Genomic DNA, 18,541 nt, shown 5'->3' on the forward strand with positions numbered 1-18,541 from the left:
ATCCGTCAGCGCGGCACCCGCTGCGTCTCGGGCCGGGTAAGGACCGACGGCGGGACGGCGGTGGGCAGCGGGGCCTTCGCCGTGGACGGCTTGGCGAACCGCAGGTCGCCCGGCACCTCGACCGCGGTGCGCGACAGGTCGACGGTGTAGGTGCTGCGGCTCTCGTCGACGGTGTCGAGCCAGTCCGGGGACGCGCCGACGAGCACGAGGCCGAGCCGGTGGCCGGCGGGCACCTGGGTGTCGTCGGCGGTGAGCTCGACCTCCACGTCGTGGGTGCGGGCGCCGTCGAGGCGGGCCCAGCCGCGGGCGAGGACGCCGAGCGGGGTGGTCTGGACGTTCTTGGTGACCACCTTGTAGCAGGCGTCGTCGGCCGCGGTGGACTCCCCGTGGCAGGTCTCGGTGGTGCCGGTGACGACGCCGTCGCGGGCGGCGACGACGCGCGGCGCGGGGCCGTAGTCGACGAGCGCGACGCCCACCTGGCCGGTCGGCACGGTGGTGCGGACGCGCAGCTTCGCGACGGCCGAGCCGCTGATCCGCGTCGACGAGGCCAGCGGGCGGCTGGTCCAGAGCAGGCGGCCGGGCTGCGGCCCGGGGACCAGCGTCGTCGCCTCGCGCTGGGTGGGGTCGTTGACGAAGGTCTGCGTGCTGCGCGCCGGCCTGCCCGTGGACAGGGCACCGTCGGCCTCGGCCCGCAGCGTGGTGCTGCCCTTCGCCGGCCACGTCCTCGAGTCGACCCACCGGTTCGGCGCGACCTCGGCCGACACCGCGGGCTCGCGGTCGATGCCGTTGCGCAGGCCCCACAGCTCGTGGTCGAACCAGCGGTGGAGCGTGTCGACCCAGCGGTCGCGCTCGGAGTCGAACGGGTCGACGTGGCCCACCCGCATCAGCCACATCTTGCGGTCGACGCCCGCCTTGCCGAGCGAGGTCCACCACCGGGAGAAGTTGGGCGTCTTGACGTTGGTGTCCTGCAGGCCGTGGACGATGAACACGCTCGCCCGCACCTTGCGCGCGTCGGTGGTGGTGCCGCGGCGGTAGTCGCGGTCGGCCCAGAACCGGGTGAACGCCCCGGTCTCGTCGGCGTCGTCGCGCGACATCTGCTCGTTGCGGGCGGTGCAGTCGACGGTCTCGGTGCGGTTGCCCGCGACGTACGTCGAGAGCCACGTCGGGTAGTCCTGGCTGAACGGCAGACCCTGGTACCGGTCGTAGTCGTACCAGGACGAGATGCCGCCGATCGGCACGATGGTCTCCAGCCCCTTGACGCCCGTCGCGGCGACGCCGTTGGCGAGGGTGCCGTCGTAGGACTTGCCGATCATGCCGGTGCGGCCGTTGCTCCACCGCGCCCGGACCGGCTTCCCGTCACGGTCGACGGCCTTCGCGTCGCCGTTGAGCCACTGCACGACCGCCTTGACCGAGCCGACGTCGGAGCGCCCGCCCTGGTCGACGCAGCCCGTCGAGCGCGACGTGCCCGCCATGTCGACGGCGGCGTAGGCGTAGCCGCGGGGCACGAAGTAGTTGTCGTAGTACAGCGGCAGCTTGGACGGGTCGCCGTCCGCGTCGTACGTCTTGGTCTCGCTCTCGTTGCCGCGCCCGCAGCACGAGTAGTACGGGCTCGCGTCCATGACCACGGGGATCCTGGCGGTGCGGTCGAGCTCGCGGGGACGCGCGATGTCGACGGCCACGCGGTCCTTCTTCCCGTCGCCGTCAGCGTCGGGCGCGAGCACCCAGACGGTCTCGCGGATCGCGTCGGCGTAGGAGAACACCGGCTGGGTGCGCCCGTCGCGCACGGTCAGGGCCCGGGTGTCGAGGCCGGGGCTCGACGCCGCCGGCGCGGACGGCCGCGGAGCCGCCGACGTCGGCGAGGCCGCCCCCGTCAGCAGACCGGTGAGGAGGGCGAGGACGGTGGTCGTGAGCAGGACCTTGAGGCCGCGAGGGGACGCCATGGCCCCTTCATGCCCCCGTGACGTACGCCCCAAACACGCCGGACGACGGCCCCGATGCACGAGTGTGGGTCCCGGACGGGGAACAATCGGTGGGTCAGGGTGCCCTATCAGGGACTTCACCCTCCCCAGGGCACCTCGTGCCAGACAGGATGGAGCACGTGCAGATGCCCGGAGCCGGACTCAAGGACCGCATCGGTGCGGTCGTCCTGCGCTGGGGCTCGCGCCGCGAGGTCGACCTGTCCAAGGTCCGCTTCCTGCCGTCCCGCATCACCATGCCCCTGCGCCGCGACGGCCTCGACCCGCTGCCGGCGCTGCGCCGCCTCGCCGACGAGACCCCCGTGTCGCGGCTGAAGATCCCCTTCGGCCCGACCGCCTGGCTGGTGACGTCGCACGAGGTGGCGCGCACCGTCCTGGCCGACAAGGACACCTACAGCACCGACGTCAGCCACCTGCTCGGCGAGGACGCCAAGCGTGACCAGGGTGGCCTCGGCTTCACCGACCCGCCCGACCACACGCGGCTGCGCAAGTTCCTCACCCCCGAGTTCACGATGCGCCGCCTCTCGCGGCTCGGCCCGCGCATCGACCAGATCGTGTCCGACCGGCTCGACGCGATGGTCGAGGCCGGTCCCACCGTCGACCTCGTGCAGGAGTTCGCGATCCCGATCCCGTTCGAGGTGATCTGCGAGCTGATCGGCCTGGACGACATCCAGCGCAAGCGCCTCGAGGGCCTCGGCCAGGCCCGGTTCGACATCAGCGCCGGCGGCACCGGGGCGTTCGGTGCGGTCTCGCAGTCGCGCGAGGTGCTCGCCGACGCCGTCGCGCAGCAGCGTCTCGACCCCGGTGAGGGCTTGCTCGGGCAGATCATCCGCGAGCACGGCGACGCGATCTCCGACCACGACCTCACCGGCCTGCTCGACGGTTTGTTCACCGGCGGCTTCGAGACCACCGCGTCGATGATCGCCCTGGGCACCGTCCTGCTGCTGCGCGAGGACCTGCTCGCGTCCGTCGCCGGCGCGGACGACGACGCGGTGCACCGCACCGTCGAGGAGATGCTCCGCTACCTCACCGTGGTCCAGGTGGCCTTCCCGCGGTTCGCCCGCGTCGACCACGACCTGCACGGCACCGCCGTCAGCAAGGGCGACGTCGTCATGTGCTCGCTGCTGGCCACCGACCGCGACCGCGAGCTCGTCGACGGTGACCCCGACGTGTTCGACCCCACGCGCCCGCCGTCGCAGCACGACGCGTTCGGCTACGGCTTCCACCGCTGCGTGGGTGCCGAGCTGGCCCGGATGGAGCTGCGGGCGGCGTTCCCGGCGCTGGCCCGGCGGTTCCCCGGGCTCAGGCTCGCCGTCGACGCCAAGGACGTCGAGTACCGCAAGCTGTCGCTCGTCTTCGGCGTGGAGTCGCTGCCCGTCCGGCTGCGCTGACGGGCGAGGTCAGCCGAGGCCGGAGAAGCGGTCGGCGTCGTCGAACGGTCCGACGACCGCGACGGCCGGGTCGGCGGCCAGCAGGGCGGCCACCTCGCGCACCTCGTCGGGCGTGACGTCGTCGATGCGGCGCAGCACCTCGTCGACCGAGGCGAGCTCGCCGTGGAGCAGGTCGGCCTTGCCGATGCGGCTCATCCGGGAGCCGGGGTCCTCCAGGCCGAGGACGACGGTGCCGCGCATCTGGCCGCGGCCGCGCTTGACCTCGTCGTCGGTGAGGCCGCGCTCGGCCACCTGCAGCAGCTCGTCGCGGCACACCTTGAGCGCCTGGTCGACCTTGGCCGGCGCGCAGCCGACGTAGAGGCCGATCATGCCGGTGTCGGCGAAGTTCTGGGCGAAGGAGTAGACCGAGTACGCCAGGCCGCGGCGCTCGCGGACCTCCTGGAACAGGCGCGACGACATGCCGCCGCCGAGCGCCGCGTTGAGGACGCCGAGGGCGTAGCGACGCTGGTCTCCGCGGGCCAGGCCGGGCACGCCGAGCACGACGTTGGCCTGCTCGGTGGGGCGCTCGGCCAGGGAGACGCCCGCGTGGAAGGGCGTGGGACGCGCGCCCGCCGCGCGGCGGGCGCGCGGGGCGGCGTCCGACCCGAGGACGGACGCGAACGCCCGCCGGACGCGCTCGACGACGGCGGCGTGGTCGACGTTGCCGGCCACGGCGATCACGAGCGCGTCGGGCGTGTAGTGCTTGCGGTAGAAGCGCCGGATCGGGTCGCGGCCGAGGCTGCGGACCGTGTCGGGCTCGCCGGCGACCGAGCGACCGAGGGGCGTGTCGCCCCAGGCCTGCGCGATCGCGAGGTTGTGGACGACGTCGTCGGGGTCGTCCTCGTTCATGGCGATCTCCTCGAGGATCACCTCACGCTCGGACTCGACGTCCTCGGCGGCGACGACCGACGAGACCACCATGTCGGCGAGGACGTCGACCGCGAGCGGCAGGTCCTCGTCGAGCACGCGTGCGTGGTAGCACGTGTACTCCTTGGCGGTGAACGCGTTCATCTCGCCGCCGACCTCGTCGAGGGCGGCGGAGATGTCGAGCGCCGAGCGCGTGGGCGTGCCCTTGAACAGCAGGTGCTCGAGGAAGTGCGACGCACCGGACTGGCGGATCGTCTCGTCGCGCGAGCCGACCCCCACCCAGATCCCGATGGTCGCGGACCGGACCCCGGGCATGTGCTCGGTGACCACGCGCAGCCCGCCCGGCAGGACGGTGCGGCGGACGAGTCCGCCGTCGTCCTGCCCGAGCAGGGTGCGCGTGGTGCCGGGCCGGGGTGCCGGGTCGATGCTGACCGGCACGGTGGTCCTACTCCGCCGGGGTGGCCTCGGCGTCGGCCGAGGCGCTCTCCTCGACGACCGGGACCAGCGACAGCTTGCCGCGGTCGTCGATCTCGCCGATCTCGACCTGGATCTTCTGACCGACGCTGACGACGTCCTCGACGGCCTCGACGCGGCGGCCGCCGGCGAGCGAACGGAGTTTGCTGATGTGCAGCAGGCCGTCCTTGCCGGGGAGCAGCGACACGAAGGCGCCGAAGTTGGTCGTCTTGACGACGGTGCCGAGGTAGCGCTCGCCGATCTCGGGCATCGTCGGGTTGGCGATCGAGTTGATCATCGCGCGGGCGGCCTCGGCGGCCTCGCCGTTGTCGGCGCCGATGTAGACCGTGCCGTCGTCCTCGATCGAGATCTGGGCGCCGGTGTCGTCCTGGATCTGGTTGATCATCTTGCCCTTGGGGCCGATGACCTCACCGATCTTGTCGACGGGCACGCGGACCGTGATGATGCGCGGCGCGTACGGCGACATCTCGTCGGGCGCGTCGATGGCCTCGGCCATGACGTCCAGGATGGTGAGGCGGGCGTCGTGCGCCTGCGTCAGGGCACCGGCGAGCACGTCGGCGGGGATGCCGTCGAGCTTGGTGTCCAGCTGCAGGGCGGTGACGAACTCGCGCGTACCGGCGACCTTGAAGTCCATGTCGCCGAACGCGTCCTCGGCGCCGAGGATGTCGGTCAGGGTGACGTACTCGGTCTTGCCGTCGACCTCACCGGAGATCAGGCCCATGGCGATGCCCGCGACGGGCGCGCGCAGCGGCACGCCGGCGTTGAGCAGGCCCATGGTGGACGCACAGACCGAGCCCATCGAGGTGGAGCCGTTGGAGCTCAGCGCCTCGGAGACCTGACGGATCGCGTACGGGAACTCCTCGCGCGTGGGCAGGACGGGCAGCAGCGCGCGTCCGGCCAGGGCGCCGTGGCCGATCTCGCGGCGCTTGGGCGAGCCCACGCGGCCGGTCTCGCCGGTCGAGTAGGGCGGGAAGTTGTAGTTGTGCATGTAGCGGCGCGACGTCTCGGGCGAGAGCGTGTCGAGCTTCTGCTCCAGGCCGAGCATGTTCAGCGTGGTGATGCCCAGGATCTGGGTCTCGCCGCGCTCGAACAGCGCCGAGCCGTGGACGCGCGGGATGACGCTGACCTCGGCCGACAGGGTGCGGATGTCGGCCAGGCCGCGGCCGTCGATGCGGACCTTGTCGCGCAGCACGCGCTCGCGGACGAGCGACTTGGTGAGCGAGCGGATGGCCGCGCCGATCTCCTTCTCGCGACCCTCGAACGAGGCGCCGAGCTGGTCGAGCGCGTCGGCCTTGATGGCGTCCAGACGGTCCTCGCGCTCGGCCTTGCCGGCGATGGTGAGGGCCTGGCCCAGGTCGTCCTTGACGGCGCCCTCGACGGCGGCGTACGCGTCGTCCTCGTAGTCGAGGAAGACCGGGAAGTCCTGGACGGGCTTGGCGGCGGCGGCCGCGAGCTGCGACTGCGCCTCGCAGAGCTGCTTGATGAAGCCCTTGGCGGCCTCGAGGCCACCGGCGACGATCTCCTCGGTGGGCGCCTGGGTGCCCGACTGGACGAGGTTCCAGGTGGCCTCGGTGGACTCGGCCTCGACCATCATGATCGCGACGTCGTCACCGGCGATGCGGCCCGCGACGACCATGTCGAACACGGCCTCCTCGAGCTCGGAGTGCTTGGGGAACGCGACCCACTGGCCGCGGATCAGCGCGACGCGGACGCCGCCGATCGGGCCGGTGAAGGGCAGGCCCGAGATCTGCGTGGACGCCGACGCGGCGTTGATCGCCAGCACGTCGTAGGCGACGTCGGGGTTCAGCGCCATGACGGTGAGGACGACCTGGACCTCGTTGCGCAGGCCCTTCTTGAACGTGGGGCGCAGCGGACGGTCGACGAGGCGGCAGGTGAGGATCGCGTCCTCGGAGGGGCGGCCCTCGCGACGGAAGAACGAGCCCGGGATGCGGCCCGCGGCGTACATCCGCTCCTCGACGTCGATCGTCAGGGGGAAGAAGTCGAAATGGTCCTTGGGCTTGCTGCCGGCCGTGGTGGCTGAGAGCAGCATGGTGTCGTCGTCGAGGTAGGCCGCGACGGCGCCGGCGGCCTGACGGGCCAGCAGGCCGGTCTCGAAGCGGACGGTGCGGGTGCCGAACGTGCCGTTGTCGATCACGGTCTCGGCGATGTGGACGGTGGGCTCTGTCATGGGGCCCCTTCCTGGCACGGCTCGTTGCCGTGCGCGTCGTGCGGAGCGGTGCACGCGGGCTTCACGTGCGGCCGGCGGGCCGTCGTGGCGGGCCGGGCCTGGTGTCGGTCTTCGATCGAGGCCCGCGGAGCCCGCGGGTGCGGGGAGTTCCGAGGGCCACTACCGAGGACCGAGCGTTCGCGGTGCCGTGCGGCTGCTCCGCGGTGGTGGGTGCGTTGCGGGTGGTGCTGGTGGTGCGGTGTGCCTGTGGGCCCGTTCCGGCGCCCGGTACGGGACGAGCGGCCGCTCCGGTGGGGAGGGCCGCTCGTCACGGGTTCAGCGTCGCAGGCCGAGGCGCTCGATCAGCGAGCGGTAGCGCCCGATGTCGGTCTTCTGCAGGTAGTTGAGAAGACGACGGCGCTGGCCGACGAGGAGGAGCAGACCACGACGGCTGTGGTGGTCGTGCTTGTGCTCCTTGAGGTGCTCGGTCAGGTGGGCGATGCGACCGGTCAGGAGCGCGATCTGCACCTCGGGGGACCCGGTGTCGCCTTCGGCGGTCGCGTACTGCGAGATGATGTCCGCCTTGGAGGCGTCCTTCAGGGGGTTCGGGACAGACTTCGTTGCCACGTGTTCCTCTCGAGGTGTCGTTGCACGGCGCGCCGGGGCCTGTTCACCCGGGCACTACGATCCGTGGCCGTTCTACGGCATCGACCAGACTATCAGCGGGGGTCGGGACGGTCCTAATTCGCAGCAGACACCCGGCTGACAGCATGGACGCATGCGTCGCACTCCCCTGTCCCCCGTCGTCGCGGCCGTCGCGGCGGGCCTGCTCGCCCTGACGGCGTGCAGCGGGTCGGGAGCCGGCGACGCCCCCGCCACCCCGTCGTCGTCCACCGCCGACGCGAGCCCCGCGCCGTCGTCGTCGGCCACGCCGGGCGGCGAGTACGACTCCTACGTGGCGCTCGGCGACTCCTACACCTCGGGACCGTTCGTGCCCCTGGTGCGGCTCGACCCCGTCGGCTGCGCCCGCTCGGCGTCGAACTACCCGGCCTACGTCGCGCAGATGCTCCAGGTCGGCACCTACACCGACGTCAGCTGCCAGGGCGCCGAGACCGCCGACATGACCGCCACCCAGGACACCGGCTTCGGCACCAACGTCCCCCAGCTCGACGCGGTCACCGCCGACACCGACCTGGTGACGCTCGGCATCGGCGGCAACGACTTCGGCATCTTCAGCCGGCTGACGCAGACCTGCACCCGCCTGGCCCAGCAGGACCGGTCGGGCTCGCCGTGCCGCGACTCCTTCGAGCGGGGGGCGGGCGACGCCCTGGTCGACCTCACCGACCAGGTGCGCGGGCGCGTCGAGTCGGTCCTCGCCGAGGTGGCGAGGCGGTCGCCCGAGGCGAAGGTCGTCGTGGTCGGCTACCCGCGCATCCTGCCGGCCTCCGGCACCTGCGAGGCCGCCCCCTTCGCGGCGGGCGACTACGCGTTCGCGGACGAGGTGGAGCGCTCGCTCAACGCGTCGCTGAGGGGCGCGGCGAGGTCGGCCGGCGCCACCTACGTCGACACCTACGGCCCCTCGGCCGACCACACCGTCTGCGCCGGTGACGCCGCCTGGGTCAACGGCAGCCAGGTGGACGCCGAGCGGGCGCTGTCGTTCCACCCGTTCCGCGAGGGCATGCAGGCCACGGCCACCGAGGTCGTCCGGGCGCTCACCGGGCGCACCGTCGAGGCCGACCAGCCCTTCGACAGCGGCGCCCCCACGATGTCGCTGGCCCAGCAGAAGCAGCTCGCGAGCCGGTTCGGCGCGGCGCCGACTCCCTGACGCGCGTTTCGCGCACGTGACGCGTGGGTATACCGACCGGTAGCCGACCGAGGGAGCACCCGTGCGCATCCGTCCTGCCCGTGCCGTCACCGCCGCCGTCACCGCGCTCGCCGCCGCGGCGCTGGCGCTCGTCCCGACGGGGTCCGCGTCCGCGGGCACCGAGCGGCCGTACGACGACTACGTCGCGCTCGGCGACTCCTTCACCGCCGGCCCGCTGGTGCCGCTCCAGCGGCTCGACCCGCTCGGCTGCGCCCGCTCCACGCGCAACTACCCGGCCTACCTCGCCTCCTACCTGCGGGTCGCCAGCTACACCGACGTCAGCTGCTCGGCCGCCGAGACCGGCGACATGACGGCGCCGCAGTCGACCTTCGCGGGCACCAACCCCGCCCAGCTCGACGCACTCGACGCCGGCACCGACCTGGTGACGCTCGGCATCGGCGGCAACGACTTCAGCCTGTTCGGCGACCTGATCGAGGTCTGCCAGGAGGTCCGCGACTCCGACCCCGACGGCACGCCGTGCAAGGACCGGTTCACCGTCGACGGCGTCGACACCAAGCTCCGCGACGCCGCCGCGATCCAGGCTCGCGTGGCCGGCGTCCTGGACGGCATCGAGCAGCGCTCGCCCGACGCCCGCGTGGTCGTGGTCGGCTACCTGAACCTGCTGCCCGAGGTCGGCACCTGCGCGGCCGTCCCGTTCGCCACCGGCGACTACGCCTGGGGACGCCAGGTGCAGGCCGCGCTCAACGCGTCCCTGCGCGACGCAGCGGCCGACGCCGGCGCGACGTTCGTCGACCTCGACCGCGCCTCGTACGGCCACGACGCGTGCGCCGGGCGCGAGGCCTGGGTCAACGGCGCGACCACCAAGCCGCTGCGGGCCCTGTACTTCCACCCCTTCGCGAAGGGCATGCGCGGCGTCGCCGCCGAGTCGTACCGGACGCTCACCGGTCAGCCCGCCCCGACCGGGCTGGCGCCGCGCAGCACCGGCGCCCCGACCGGCTCGGTCGACACCGACCGGCTCGCGGCCCTGCTCGAGGCCCAGGTGCCGCGCTGACCGGCGCCCCGGCTCAGCGCCTCAGGGCCGCCTGGTAGACCGTGTTCACCGCCACCGCGCGGGCGAGCTCGCGCGCGACCGCGGAGAAGAACTGCTCGCGGTAGGTCGAGTCGGTGACCGCGTAGACCGTGAAGTACAGGCCCGAGAACGCGGCCAGGAACAGGCCGACCTGGAACAGGTCGTTGCTGACCAGGGGCACCTGCACGTGGCCGAACAGGGTCAGCGGGACGGGCCGGCGTCCCAGCCAGGACTCCACCACCCCGTCGCCGATCGCCAGGCTCCCGAAGCACAGCAGGAACACCAGCACCGCCACGGTGAGCAGCAGCACCTGGAGCGCCTGGCTGAACAGCAGGACGAGCACGAGGTTGACGCGTGCGAGCCGCGGCAGCGCGGGGGCCTCGGCGTCGCCGACGTCGTCGGCGGTCCTGCGCGCGAGGGCCTCGGCCGGGGTGCCGGCGCACGCCTCGACCAGGCGCTCCCCGTGCGTCTCGGCGGCGACGGCCCGCACCTCGTCGGGGAGCCGGACCAGCAGGAAGACCGTGGCCAGCCCGGCGAACAGCAGCACGATGGCCCAGAGCGACGGCCGGGGCAGGCTCGAGCCCACCTGCCAGACCTCGGTGTTGACGAACAGGAAGGTGATGAACAGCAGGAGCAGCGGCAGCGCGCGGGTGGCGAGCGGCACGAGCAGGCCGAGCGAGCCGAGCGTCCGCCGGACGGCCCACCGCAGCACCACGGCCATGCGCAGGAGCCCACCGGCGTAGAACGCGGCGACCGCGGCGAACAGCGTCGTGCCGACGAGGGTGCCGACCGAGCCCGCGTCGCTCAGCTGCGCGACGGTGACGCCCGCGGCGACGCTGACGCCCAGCAGCACCACGAGGAACGCCACGATCCGGCGGTTGCCCAGCCAGGCCTCGAGGTCGTGCGCGCGACCGGCCACCAGGTAGGGCAGTCCGTTGTCGTCGAACCACGCCTCGAGGGCGCGGACGTCAGGCGTGCTCACCGGACAGCAGCTCGCGGGTGCGCGCGACGTCGTCGGACATCTGCTCCACGAGGGCGTCGATGCCCTCGAAGCGCACCTGGCCGCGGATGCGTCCGACCAGGGTGACCTCGACCGGCACGCCGTACAGCTCGAGGTCGGTGCGGTCGAGGACGTAGGACTCCACGCGCCGCTCGAGCCCGTCGAACGTCGGGTTGGTGCCGACGCTGATCGCGGCGGGCAGCGGGGCCGAGTCGTCGTCGAGCCGGCGCAGCCAGCCGGCGTAGACGCCGTCGCTGGGCACCGACCAGCCGGGCGCGACCGGCAGGTTGGCGGTCGGGTACCCGAGCTCGCGCCCCCGCTGGTCGCCGCGGACGACGACGCCCTCGACGGCCGGCGCGCGGCCGAGCACCTCGGTGGCGCCCTCGACGTCGCCGTCGGCGAGCATCCGGCGCACCAGCGTGGACGACCAGGGGTGCGTCCCGCCGTCGAGCTGCAGGGACTCGACCACGAAGTCGTGCTCGCGGCCGAGCTCGCGCAGCAGCGTGACGTCGCCGGCGGCCCTGTGGCCGAACCGGAAGTTCTCCCCCACCACGACGCCCGCGGCGCGCACCTGCTCGACCAGGACCCGCTCGACGAACTCCTCGGGGGTCCATGCGGCCATCTCGCGGGAGAACGCCAGCTCGGCGACGACGTCGGCGCCGGCCGCGCGGAGCAGCCGGGCGCGCTGCCCCGGCGTCGTGAGGCGCAGCGGCGCCTTGTCGGGCGCGAGCACGGCGAGCGGGTGGGGCTCGAAGGTCGCGGCCACGACCGGCAGCGGCGCGTCGGCGCCGAGGGACGCGGCGAGGTCGCGGGCGACGCGGAGCACGTGCTGGTGGCCGCGATGGACGCCGTCGAAGTTGCCGACGGACACCACCGAGCGGCCGGCGAGCGGGAGCGCCTGGGTCCCGACGACCTCGTGCCACACGTCCACGGCGTCACTCTCCCACGGCGGCTAAGAGGGTTCTCATCAAGGTCTCATCGTGTGCTGGCGGTCGCGGGCCACGATGGAGCCCATGACCGGCCAGACGAAGATCGCCCTCGCGGTGCTCGCCGTCGTGGTCCTGGTGATCGGCGGGGTCGTCGGCGCCCGGGCCCTCACGGCTCCCTCGCCCCTGCCCGAGGTGGGTGACGCCGTGACCGTCGGCCCCACCACGCCGTCGGGCTCGGCCCCCACCACCGCGGCCCCCGGCACCACGCCGACCCCCGCCGCGACCCCGAGCCCCGGCGCGGCCCCCACCGACGACGACGCGGACGACGATGACGACGACGACGACGACTTCGAGAAGTCCGGGTCGGAGCCGCGCGACCTCGATGACGACGACGACGACCGTGACGAGCCCGACGACGACTAGGACGCCGCGCCGGGCCCGGCACCCTAGGCTGGACGCTGCCATGAAGCGTCTGTCCGCGTTCTCCGTCCGTGCGCGGATCACCGCTGCCGTCGCGGTCCTCACCGCGCTCGCGCTCGCCGGAGCCGGGTTCGCGGTCTACACCGTCGAGCTCGGGCGGCTCGACCGCACCATCGCGAGCGAGATGGCCCAGGAGCTCGGCGAGGTGCGCGCCTTCCAGGCCCAGGGCGTCGACCCCGAGACCGGTGACCCGTTCACCAGCGCCGACCGGCTCCTCCAGACGTTCCTGCAGCGCAACCTCCCGGCCCAGAACGAGATCCTGTTCGGCTACCTGAGCACCGGCCAGACCCGCTACCAGGGCGGCGAGAACGTCCGTCCGCTGCGGGAGTCGGCGGCGTTCCGGGCGACGGTCGACGAGCTGCGCGCCGCCGGCGGCGGGTCCCGGTCGCTCGAGGTCGGCGGGGAGAACTACGCGGTCGCCGTGCTGCCGGTCAGCGGCGCGGACACCGAGGCCGCCTTCGCCGTCACGCACAACCTCACCGCCGCCCGCGCCGAGCTGCGCAACGTCATCGGCACCTACGCCGTGATCGCGGGCGTGGCCCTGCTCGTCATCATCGCCGCCGCCTGGTTCGTCGCCGGACGGCTGCTCGCGCCCGTCCGCCGCCTGCGCGAGACCACCCAGCAGATCTCCGAGGGCGACCTGAGCGGACGCATCGAGCCCAGCGGCAACGACGACCTCACCGAGCTGACCGTCACCGTCAACGAGATGCTCGACCGGCTCCAGGGGTCGTTCGAGCAGCAGCGCCACCTGCTCGACGACGCCGGCCACGAGCTGCGCACGCCGCTGACCGTGCTGCGCGGCCACCTCGAGCTGCTCGACGTCAACGACCCCGAGGACGTCAGCTCGACGCGCGCGCTGCTCGTCGACGAGATCGACCGGATGTCGCGCCTGGTCGACGAGCTGCTGCTGCTCGCCAAGTCGCGTCGGCCCGACTTCGTCGTCCCGCGCCCCACCGACGTGGGCGCGCTGACGGTCGGCGTCCTCGACAAGTGCCGTGCGCTCGCCCCGCGCCGCTGGGTCCTGGACCAGCAGGCCGACGTCACGGCTCCAGTGGACGGCCAGCGCCTCACGCAGGCCCTGCTGCAGCTCGCCCACAACGCCGTCCGCCACACCGGGCCCGACGACGAGGTGGCCGTCGGCTCGCGCGTCGTGCGCGACCGGCTCGAGCTCTGGGTGCGCGACACCGGCTCGGGCGTCGCCCCCGACGACCGCGACCGGATCTTCGACCGGTTCCAGCGCGGCCACGGCGCCGGAGGCGACGACGGCTTCGGCCTGGGCCTGTCGATCGTCTCGGCCATCGCCGACGCCCACGGGGGCGGCGTCGGGCTCGACGACACCGTCGTCGGCGCCACCTTCCGCATCCGGGTGCCGCTCGTCGCCGACGACGCGCTCCCCCTGACGACCTCCCAGACCACCACCACGACCAGCACAGCGAGGATGGGCGCGTGAACCGGATCCTGATCGTCGAGGACGAGCCGCGCATCGCGTCGTTCGTCTCCAAGGGCCTCAAGGCCGACGGGTACACGCCCACCGTCGTCGAGGACGGCGTCACCGGCCTGGACTACGCGCTCACCGGTGAGTTCGACCTCGTGGTGCTCGACATCGGGCTGCCCGGCATGGACGGCTTCACCATCCTGGAGCGGGTGAGCGCCGAGCGCCCTGACCTGCCCGTCATCGTCCTCACCGCCCGCGACTCGGTCACCGACACCGTCGCCGCGCTCGAGGGCGGGGCCGCGGACTACATGTCCAAGCCGTTCCGCTTCGACGAGCTGCTCGCCCGGGTCCGTCTGCGGCTGCGCTCGCACGCCGGCGCCGCGGCCGCGTCCGACGTCCTGGAGCGGGGCGACGTGCGCCTCGACCTGCGCGAGCGGCACGCCTGGGTCGGCGAGAAGCAGGTCGAGCTGTCGGCACGCGAGTTCAAGCTCGCCGAGGTGTTCCTCACCAACCCCGGCCAGGTGCTGTCCCGCGAGCAGCTGCTGTCCCACGTCTGGGGCTACGACTTCGACCCCGGCTCCAACGTGGTCGACGTGTACGTCGGCTACCTGCGCAAGAAGCTCGGGCCGGACTTCGTGGCCACCGTCCGGGGCATGGGATATCGGCTGACGCGGGCTGTCTGAGACCCGTACCGTCTGAGGCGTGCTGACCGACCTCCTGCCCTTCGTGGGCACCGTGCTGCTGCTCCTGGTGTTCCCCGGGCCCGACCTGGCGATCATGGTGCGCAACGCCGCGTCCGGCGGCCAGCGCTCGGCGCGCGCGACGGCGGCCGGGATCGTCGTCGGCAACGCGGTGCTGGCCACGGTCGCCGTGCTGGGCCTGACGGCCCTGCTGCGCAGCTCGGAGGTCGCGTACACCGCGCTGCGCGTCGCCGGCGCCGCCTACCTGCTGTGGCTCGGCATCGGCGCGCTGCGCGACTGGTGGGCGCTGGGCCGTCACGGCCTCACCGACGCGACGGTGGCCGTCACCGCCGTCCCGGTCTCCCGGTCGCGCGCCTTCCGCCAGGGGCTGACGAGCAACCTGCTCAACCCCAAGGTCGCGATGTTCTACCTGGCGCTGTTCCCGCAGTTCCACCTCAGCGGGCTCGGCCCGACGGCGGGCTCGGTGGTGCTCGCCGGGACGCTGCTCGCCCTCGTCGTGCTCTGGTACGTCCTGCTGCAGGCGGCCGTCGGCGCGGTCGAGGCGTTCCTGACGCGCCGCCGCACCCGGCGGGTGCTCGCCGGCAGCAGCGGCGTCGCGCTCACGGCGCTCAGCGTCGTGCTGCTCGCCGACCGCTGATCGTCAGAGGCTGATCTTGAAGCCCGACAGGCGCGCCTTGGGCAGGGCCGCCATCAGGGGCTCCATCTGGTCGGCGAACGTCGACGGCAGCGGGCGGGCGGCCGGGTCGGCGTCGAGACAGCCCATGACCAGCTCGGCCAGGACGTCCGGCGTGCCGTCGGGCAGCGCGTAGGGCTCGTCGACGAGCTGCGGCCAGCGCGCCGGGCCGGACCCGGCCGAGGCGTCGCCGCGGTCGAAGGGGCGGTATCCGGCCACGGCCTTGAAGATCGTGGCGCCCAGGCCCCACATGTCGGCCTCGTGTCCGACGCCGCCGTGGGCGCGCGGGTCGCACTGCTCGGGCGACATGTACTCGTCGCTGCCGATCGGGTGGTCCAGGGCGCGGGCGTCCTCGACGTCGCGGGCGACGCTGAGGTCGATCAGCCGGGCGGGGGCGCCCATGATCACGTTGGACGGCTTGACGTCGAGGTGGGTCAGGCCGACGCGGCGCAGGTGGTGCAGGGCCGAGGCGAGCTCGACCGCGAGCGGGAGCACCTGCTCCAGCGGGAGCGGCCCGTGGCGTCGCAGCAGCTGCGACAGGCTCGGCCCGTCGATGTTCTCGAGCACCACGTGCGGACGGTCGGTGGTGTCGCGCCGCCCGTGCGAGAACGCGCGGACGATCGCGGGGTGCGCCGCTCGGGCCAGCACGTCGATCTCGCGGTCGAGGCCGGCGAGGGTGGCGGCGTCGTCGACCTGGTCGGGTCGGACGACCTTGACCACGACGGGCGCGTAGAGCCGCTCGTCGAAGGCGACCCAGGCCTCGAAGGCGGTGCCGCCTCCGACGCTCTTGATGGCGGTGAGCCCCGGCACGATGTCGTCACCGTGCCGGAGCCCCCAGGTGGCCGGCTCGTTCATGCTCAGCGGCCGGTGTCGGCGGTGTTGGCGGTGTTCTGCGTCGGCTGGTCGGCCGTCTGCGCGGTGTTCTGGGTGGGCTGGGTGTTCTGCGTGGGCTCGTCGACCGTGTTCGCGGTGTTCTGCGTGGGGTTCTCGTCCCGGGTGTTGTTCGTGGGCGCCGTGTTGGCGGTGGGCTGCTCGCCCTGGGTGTTCGTGGTGGGGGTGTCGACGTCGTCGTCGAGGTCGTCGTCGGTGTCGGCGACCCAGACCGCGCTGGTGTCCTCGCGCTTGACGACGGTGTCGGCGTCGTCGGCGCTGGCGACGCTCGCGGCGCCGAAGCCGACGGCTCCGAACCCGACGGTGGCGGCGAGGGCGACGATGCCGGTGCGGACGTGGCGGTTCATGGTGGCTCCTGGGGTGAGGGGGTCTGCTTGCTGATGACCCCGACTCTGCCGACGCGCGGTGAGTCGACCGTGAGACCGCCGTGAGAGCCCTCTCATCCCCCTCAGAGCAGCGGACGCAACGGGGCGAGCACCGCCTCGCTGAACCGCGCCACGACCGTCCGGTCGCGCCACTCCTGCTCGGGGAGACGTCGCGCGTTCGTGAGGTCGTTCTCGAAGACCCGCTCCAGGTGCGCGGCGACCCCGTCGTCGTGGACCTCGAGGTTGACCTCGTAGTTGCCCGTGAGGCTCAGCCGGTCGATGTTGGCGGTGCCGATCGTGCTCCACCGGCCGTCGATCGTGGCGGTCTTGGCGTGCACCATCGCGTCCTGGAACAGCCACAGGCTCACCCCGCCCCGCAGCAACGACGAGTAGAACCCCCGCGACAGCCAGTCGGCGACGACGTGGTTGGACGTCTCGGGCACCAGCAGCCGCACGTCCACGCCCCGCGCCGCCGCGGCCAGCAGCGCCTCCAGGATCGCGCGGTCGGGGATGAAGTAGGCCTGGGTGATCCAGATGTGGTCGCGCGCCCGGTCGATCGCCTCGAGGTACATGCCGCGGATCGGGTAGACGAGCTGCGACGGTGCATTGCGGTGCACCCGCAGCTTGGGCTCCCACGTCGAGGCGCCCTCGTCGTGCAGCTCGGGCTGGTCGTCGCGGCGGTGGGCGTTCCAGAAGTCGACGAACGCGTTCTCCAGCTCCCACGCCGACGGCCCGTCCACCCGGACGTGGGTGTCGCGCCACTCCGTCGCGTACAGGTGGCCCACGTTGTAGCCGCCCACGAACCCGATCTCGCCGTCGACGACCAGCAGCTTGCGGTGGTCGCGGCCGGACTTGCGGACGTCGAGCAGCAGGATGCCGGGCCGGAACACCGGGTACTTGAGCACGTGGATGCGCCCGGAGAAGTCGAAGAACGACGGCGACACCACCAGGTTGGCGAACCCGTCGTAGATCACGAAGACCTCGACCCCGCACCGAGCCGCCTCCTCGAGCGCCCGCTTGAACGCCCGCCCGGTGGCGTCGTTCTTGACGATGTACGACTCGAACAGCACCCGTCGCTGCGCGCCCCGGATCGCGGCGATCATGTCGGCGTAGAGGTCCTCGCCGTAGGTGTAGACCCGGGCGACGGACTCCCCCACCGGCAGGTCGTCCGGCGGCGTGCGGGGGAAGTCGACCGAGTGCGGCTTGATCCGCTTGCGGTAGTTGTCGACGCTGATCAGCCCGGCCACCACCCCCACCTGCGCGGCGAACAACGCGACCAGCGCTCGGCGCACGAGCGTCCGGATCCGACGGCGGGTCTTGCGGCGCAGCGGCATGCCCCGAGCCTAGGCGACCTCAGTCGCGCCTCGGCCGGTAGCGCGAGCTCGTCCTCGCTCTCCGGTACGGATCGAGGCGCGCGGGTGGGACGAACGCCGGCCGTCTGTCGTCGGTGTCGAAGGTGATCGACCATCCGTCGTCGTGCACCGTCCGATGATGGAACGGGCAGAGCAGCACGCCGTCCTCGAGATTCGTCGTCCCGCCGTGGGACCAGGGTTCGCGTGCGTGGTGGGCCTCGGTCCAGGACGGTGGACGGTCACAGTCGGGGAACGCGCAGCCACCGTCGCGGTGGGCCAGCGCGATCCGTTGGGCCCGGTTGAACAACCGCTGGGTGCGGCCGAGGTCGAGAGGCAGCGAGGCTCCGCCGAGGACCTGCGGGATGACCCCGGCGCGGCAGGCAGCACGCCTGACCTCGCCGGCGGACATGCGCTGCCCGGTGGAGGTGGTGCCCACGCCGGTGCCGGTGATGAGGGTGTCGAGGTCGACGTTCACGGTCACCACGAGGCCCGAGCCGCCTGCGTCGGGGAGGCCGTCGGTGGGCAGGTGCTCGACCAGCGAGGTGAATGCCCGGCCCTGGCGCTGGGAGTACGTGAGGTCCTCGGCGGCCTGTCCGTCGTCGAGGTGACGGCGGCGGGGCGCGGTGAACCGGTCGATCGCGTGCTTGAGCAGGCCGGCCTGCGCCTCGGGGATCCGGAAGCGCCCGGTCCAGGTGCCATCGGCCTGGTCCTGCATCCAGAACTCCGACCGGGCGTACGCGTCCTTCTCGCGGTCGCGGACGACGTCGCCCTCGTCGACGTCGACCTGGTCGGCCGGTTTGAAGACGTCGGTGATCCGATCGGCCCGGCGCTGCAGGTCCCGCATGGTCAGCGTCCTGGCGTCGTCGATGAGGGCCTGCTCGCACTTCTGGCGGGTGGCCGCGGGCAC

At 72.8% G+C, this 18,541-nt stretch carries 17 protein-coding genes; 7 read left to right on the plus strand and 10 right to left on the minus strand.

The window, feature by feature from the left end:
• Positions 1-5 precede the first annotated feature (5 nt).
• Positions 6-1,940, minus strand: coding sequence for a CocE/NonD family hydrolase (locus ACI6PP_RS12050; RefSeq protein WP_421111830.1), 1,935 nt, complete (start codon positions 1,938-1,940; stop codon positions 6-8).
• Positions 1,941-2,104: 164 nt separating this feature from the next.
• Here ACI6PP_RS12050 and ACI6PP_RS12055 point away from each other — a divergent pair, with 164 nt between their 5' ends.
• Positions 2,105-3,367 carry a cytochrome P450 gene (locus ACI6PP_RS12055; RefSeq protein ID WP_421111846.1) on the plus strand — a complete coding sequence of 421 codons (1,263 nt, stop codon included), beginning with the start codon at positions 2,105-2,107 and terminating at the stop codon, positions 3,365-3,367.
• 9 nt (positions 3,368-3,376) lie between these two features.
• On the opposite strand, the gene ACI6PP_RS12060 is transcribed toward ACI6PP_RS12055, so the two are convergent.
• The 3 genes from ACI6PP_RS12060 to rpsO form a co-directional block, all read right to left on the minus strand.
• Positions 3,377-4,711, minus strand: a complete 1,335-nt coding sequence (locus ACI6PP_RS12060; RefSeq protein ID WP_421111831.1) for a M16 family metallopeptidase — start codon at positions 4,709-4,711, stop codon at positions 3,377-3,379.
• A gap of 7 nt (positions 4,712-4,718) precedes the next feature.
• Entirely contained in the window at positions 4,719-6,935 is a 2,217-nt protein-coding gene (locus ACI6PP_RS12065) for a polyribonucleotide nucleotidyltransferase (RefSeq protein WP_421111832.1), read from the minus strand.
• A gap of 315 nt (positions 6,936-7,250) precedes the next feature.
• Positions 7,251-7,514 carry a 30S ribosomal protein S15 gene (gene rpsO / locus ACI6PP_RS12070; RefSeq protein WP_421111847.1) on the minus strand — a complete coding sequence of 88 codons (264 nt, stop codon included), beginning with the start codon at positions 7,512-7,514 and terminating at the stop codon, positions 7,251-7,253.
• A gap of 178 nt (positions 7,515-7,692) precedes the next feature.
• Here rpsO and ACI6PP_RS12075 point away from each other — a divergent pair, with 178 nt between their 5' ends.
• Positions 7,693-8,739 (plus strand): SGNH/GDSL hydrolase family protein, encoded by a 1,047-nt coding sequence (locus tag ACI6PP_RS12075; RefSeq protein WP_421111833.1) that lies wholly within the window; start codon positions 7,693-7,695, stop codon positions 8,737-8,739.
• Between the two features lie 61 nt (positions 8,740-8,800).
• Positions 8,801-9,790, plus strand: a complete 990-nt coding sequence (locus ACI6PP_RS12080) for an SGNH/GDSL hydrolase family protein (RefSeq protein WP_421111834.1) — start codon at positions 8,801-8,803, stop codon at positions 9,788-9,790.
• Between the two features lie 13 nt (positions 9,791-9,803).
• Here the strand turns inward: ACI6PP_RS12080 and ACI6PP_RS12085 are convergent, their stop codons facing one another.
• Both ACI6PP_RS12085 and ACI6PP_RS12090 read right to left on the minus strand, forming a co-directional pair.
• Positions 9,804-10,790, minus strand: coding sequence for a hypothetical protein (locus ACI6PP_RS12085; protein WP_421111835.1), 987 nt, complete (start codon positions 10,788-10,790; stop codon positions 9,804-9,806).
• Positions 10,777-11,739: a bifunctional riboflavin kinase/FAD synthetase gene (locus ACI6PP_RS12090; protein ID WP_421111836.1), complete on the minus strand. Its 963-nt coding sequence runs from the start codon at positions 11,737-11,739 to the stop codon at positions 10,777-10,779. Before ACI6PP_RS12090 ends, ACI6PP_RS12085 begins: the two co-directional genes overlap by 14 nt.
• 82 nt (positions 11,740-11,821) lie before the next feature.
• Here ACI6PP_RS12090 and ACI6PP_RS12095 point away from each other — a divergent pair, with 82 nt between their 5' ends.
• From ACI6PP_RS12095 to ACI6PP_RS12110, 4 genes are read left to right on the plus strand one after another with little or no spacing between them, the layout of a single operon-like run.
• Positions 11,822-12,160 (plus strand): hypothetical protein, encoded by a 339-nt coding sequence (locus tag ACI6PP_RS12095; protein ID WP_421111837.1) that lies wholly within the window; start codon positions 11,822-11,824, stop codon positions 12,158-12,160.
• A gap of 40 nt (positions 12,161-12,200) precedes the next feature.
• Positions 12,201-13,667 (plus strand): sensor histidine kinase, encoded by a 1,467-nt coding sequence (locus tag ACI6PP_RS12100; RefSeq protein WP_421111838.1) that lies wholly within the window; start codon positions 12,201-12,203, stop codon positions 13,665-13,667.
• Positions 13,664-14,335 (plus strand): response regulator transcription factor, encoded by a 672-nt coding sequence (locus ACI6PP_RS12105; protein WP_421111839.1) that lies wholly within the window; start codon positions 13,664-13,666, stop codon positions 14,333-14,335. The genes ACI6PP_RS12100 and ACI6PP_RS12105 overlap by 4 nt, the downstream gene beginning before the upstream one ends.
• 19 nt (positions 14,336-14,354) lie before the next feature.
• Positions 14,355-14,990 (plus strand): LysE family translocator, encoded by a 636-nt coding sequence (locus ACI6PP_RS12110; RefSeq protein ID WP_421111840.1) that lies wholly within the window; start codon positions 14,355-14,357, stop codon positions 14,988-14,990.
• A gap of 3 nt (positions 14,991-14,993) precedes the next feature.
• On the opposite strand, the gene ACI6PP_RS12115 is transcribed toward ACI6PP_RS12110, so the two are convergent.
• The 4 genes from ACI6PP_RS12115 to ACI6PP_RS12130 all read right to left on the minus strand — a co-directional run.
• On the minus strand, positions 14,994-15,881 hold the full coding sequence (locus tag ACI6PP_RS12115) for a serine/threonine-protein kinase (RefSeq protein ID WP_421111841.1): 888 nt from the start codon (positions 15,879-15,881) through the stop codon (positions 14,994-14,996).
• A 2-nt stretch (positions 15,882-15,883) separates the two neighbouring features.
• A complete protein-coding gene (locus ACI6PP_RS12120; protein ID WP_421111842.1) occupies positions 15,884-16,264 on the minus strand; it encodes a hypothetical protein in 381 nt (126 codons plus the stop codon).
• 101 nt (positions 16,265-16,365) lie between these two features.
• A complete protein-coding gene (locus tag ACI6PP_RS12125; RefSeq protein ID WP_421111843.1) occupies positions 16,366-17,616 on the minus strand; it encodes a phospholipase D-like domain-containing protein in 1,251 nt (416 codons plus the stop codon).
• A 19-nt stretch (positions 17,617-17,635) separates the two neighbouring features.
• Positions 17,636-18,541: HNH endonuclease signature motif containing protein (locus ACI6PP_RS12130; RefSeq protein WP_421111844.1), on the minus strand; the 906-nt coding region annotated here is incomplete at its 5' end.

The sequence above is a fragment of the Solicola agrisoli genome (assembly GCF_049059935.1).
Lineage (GTDB): Bacteria > Actinomycetota > Actinomycetes > Propionibacteriales > Nocardioidaceae > JAURVT01.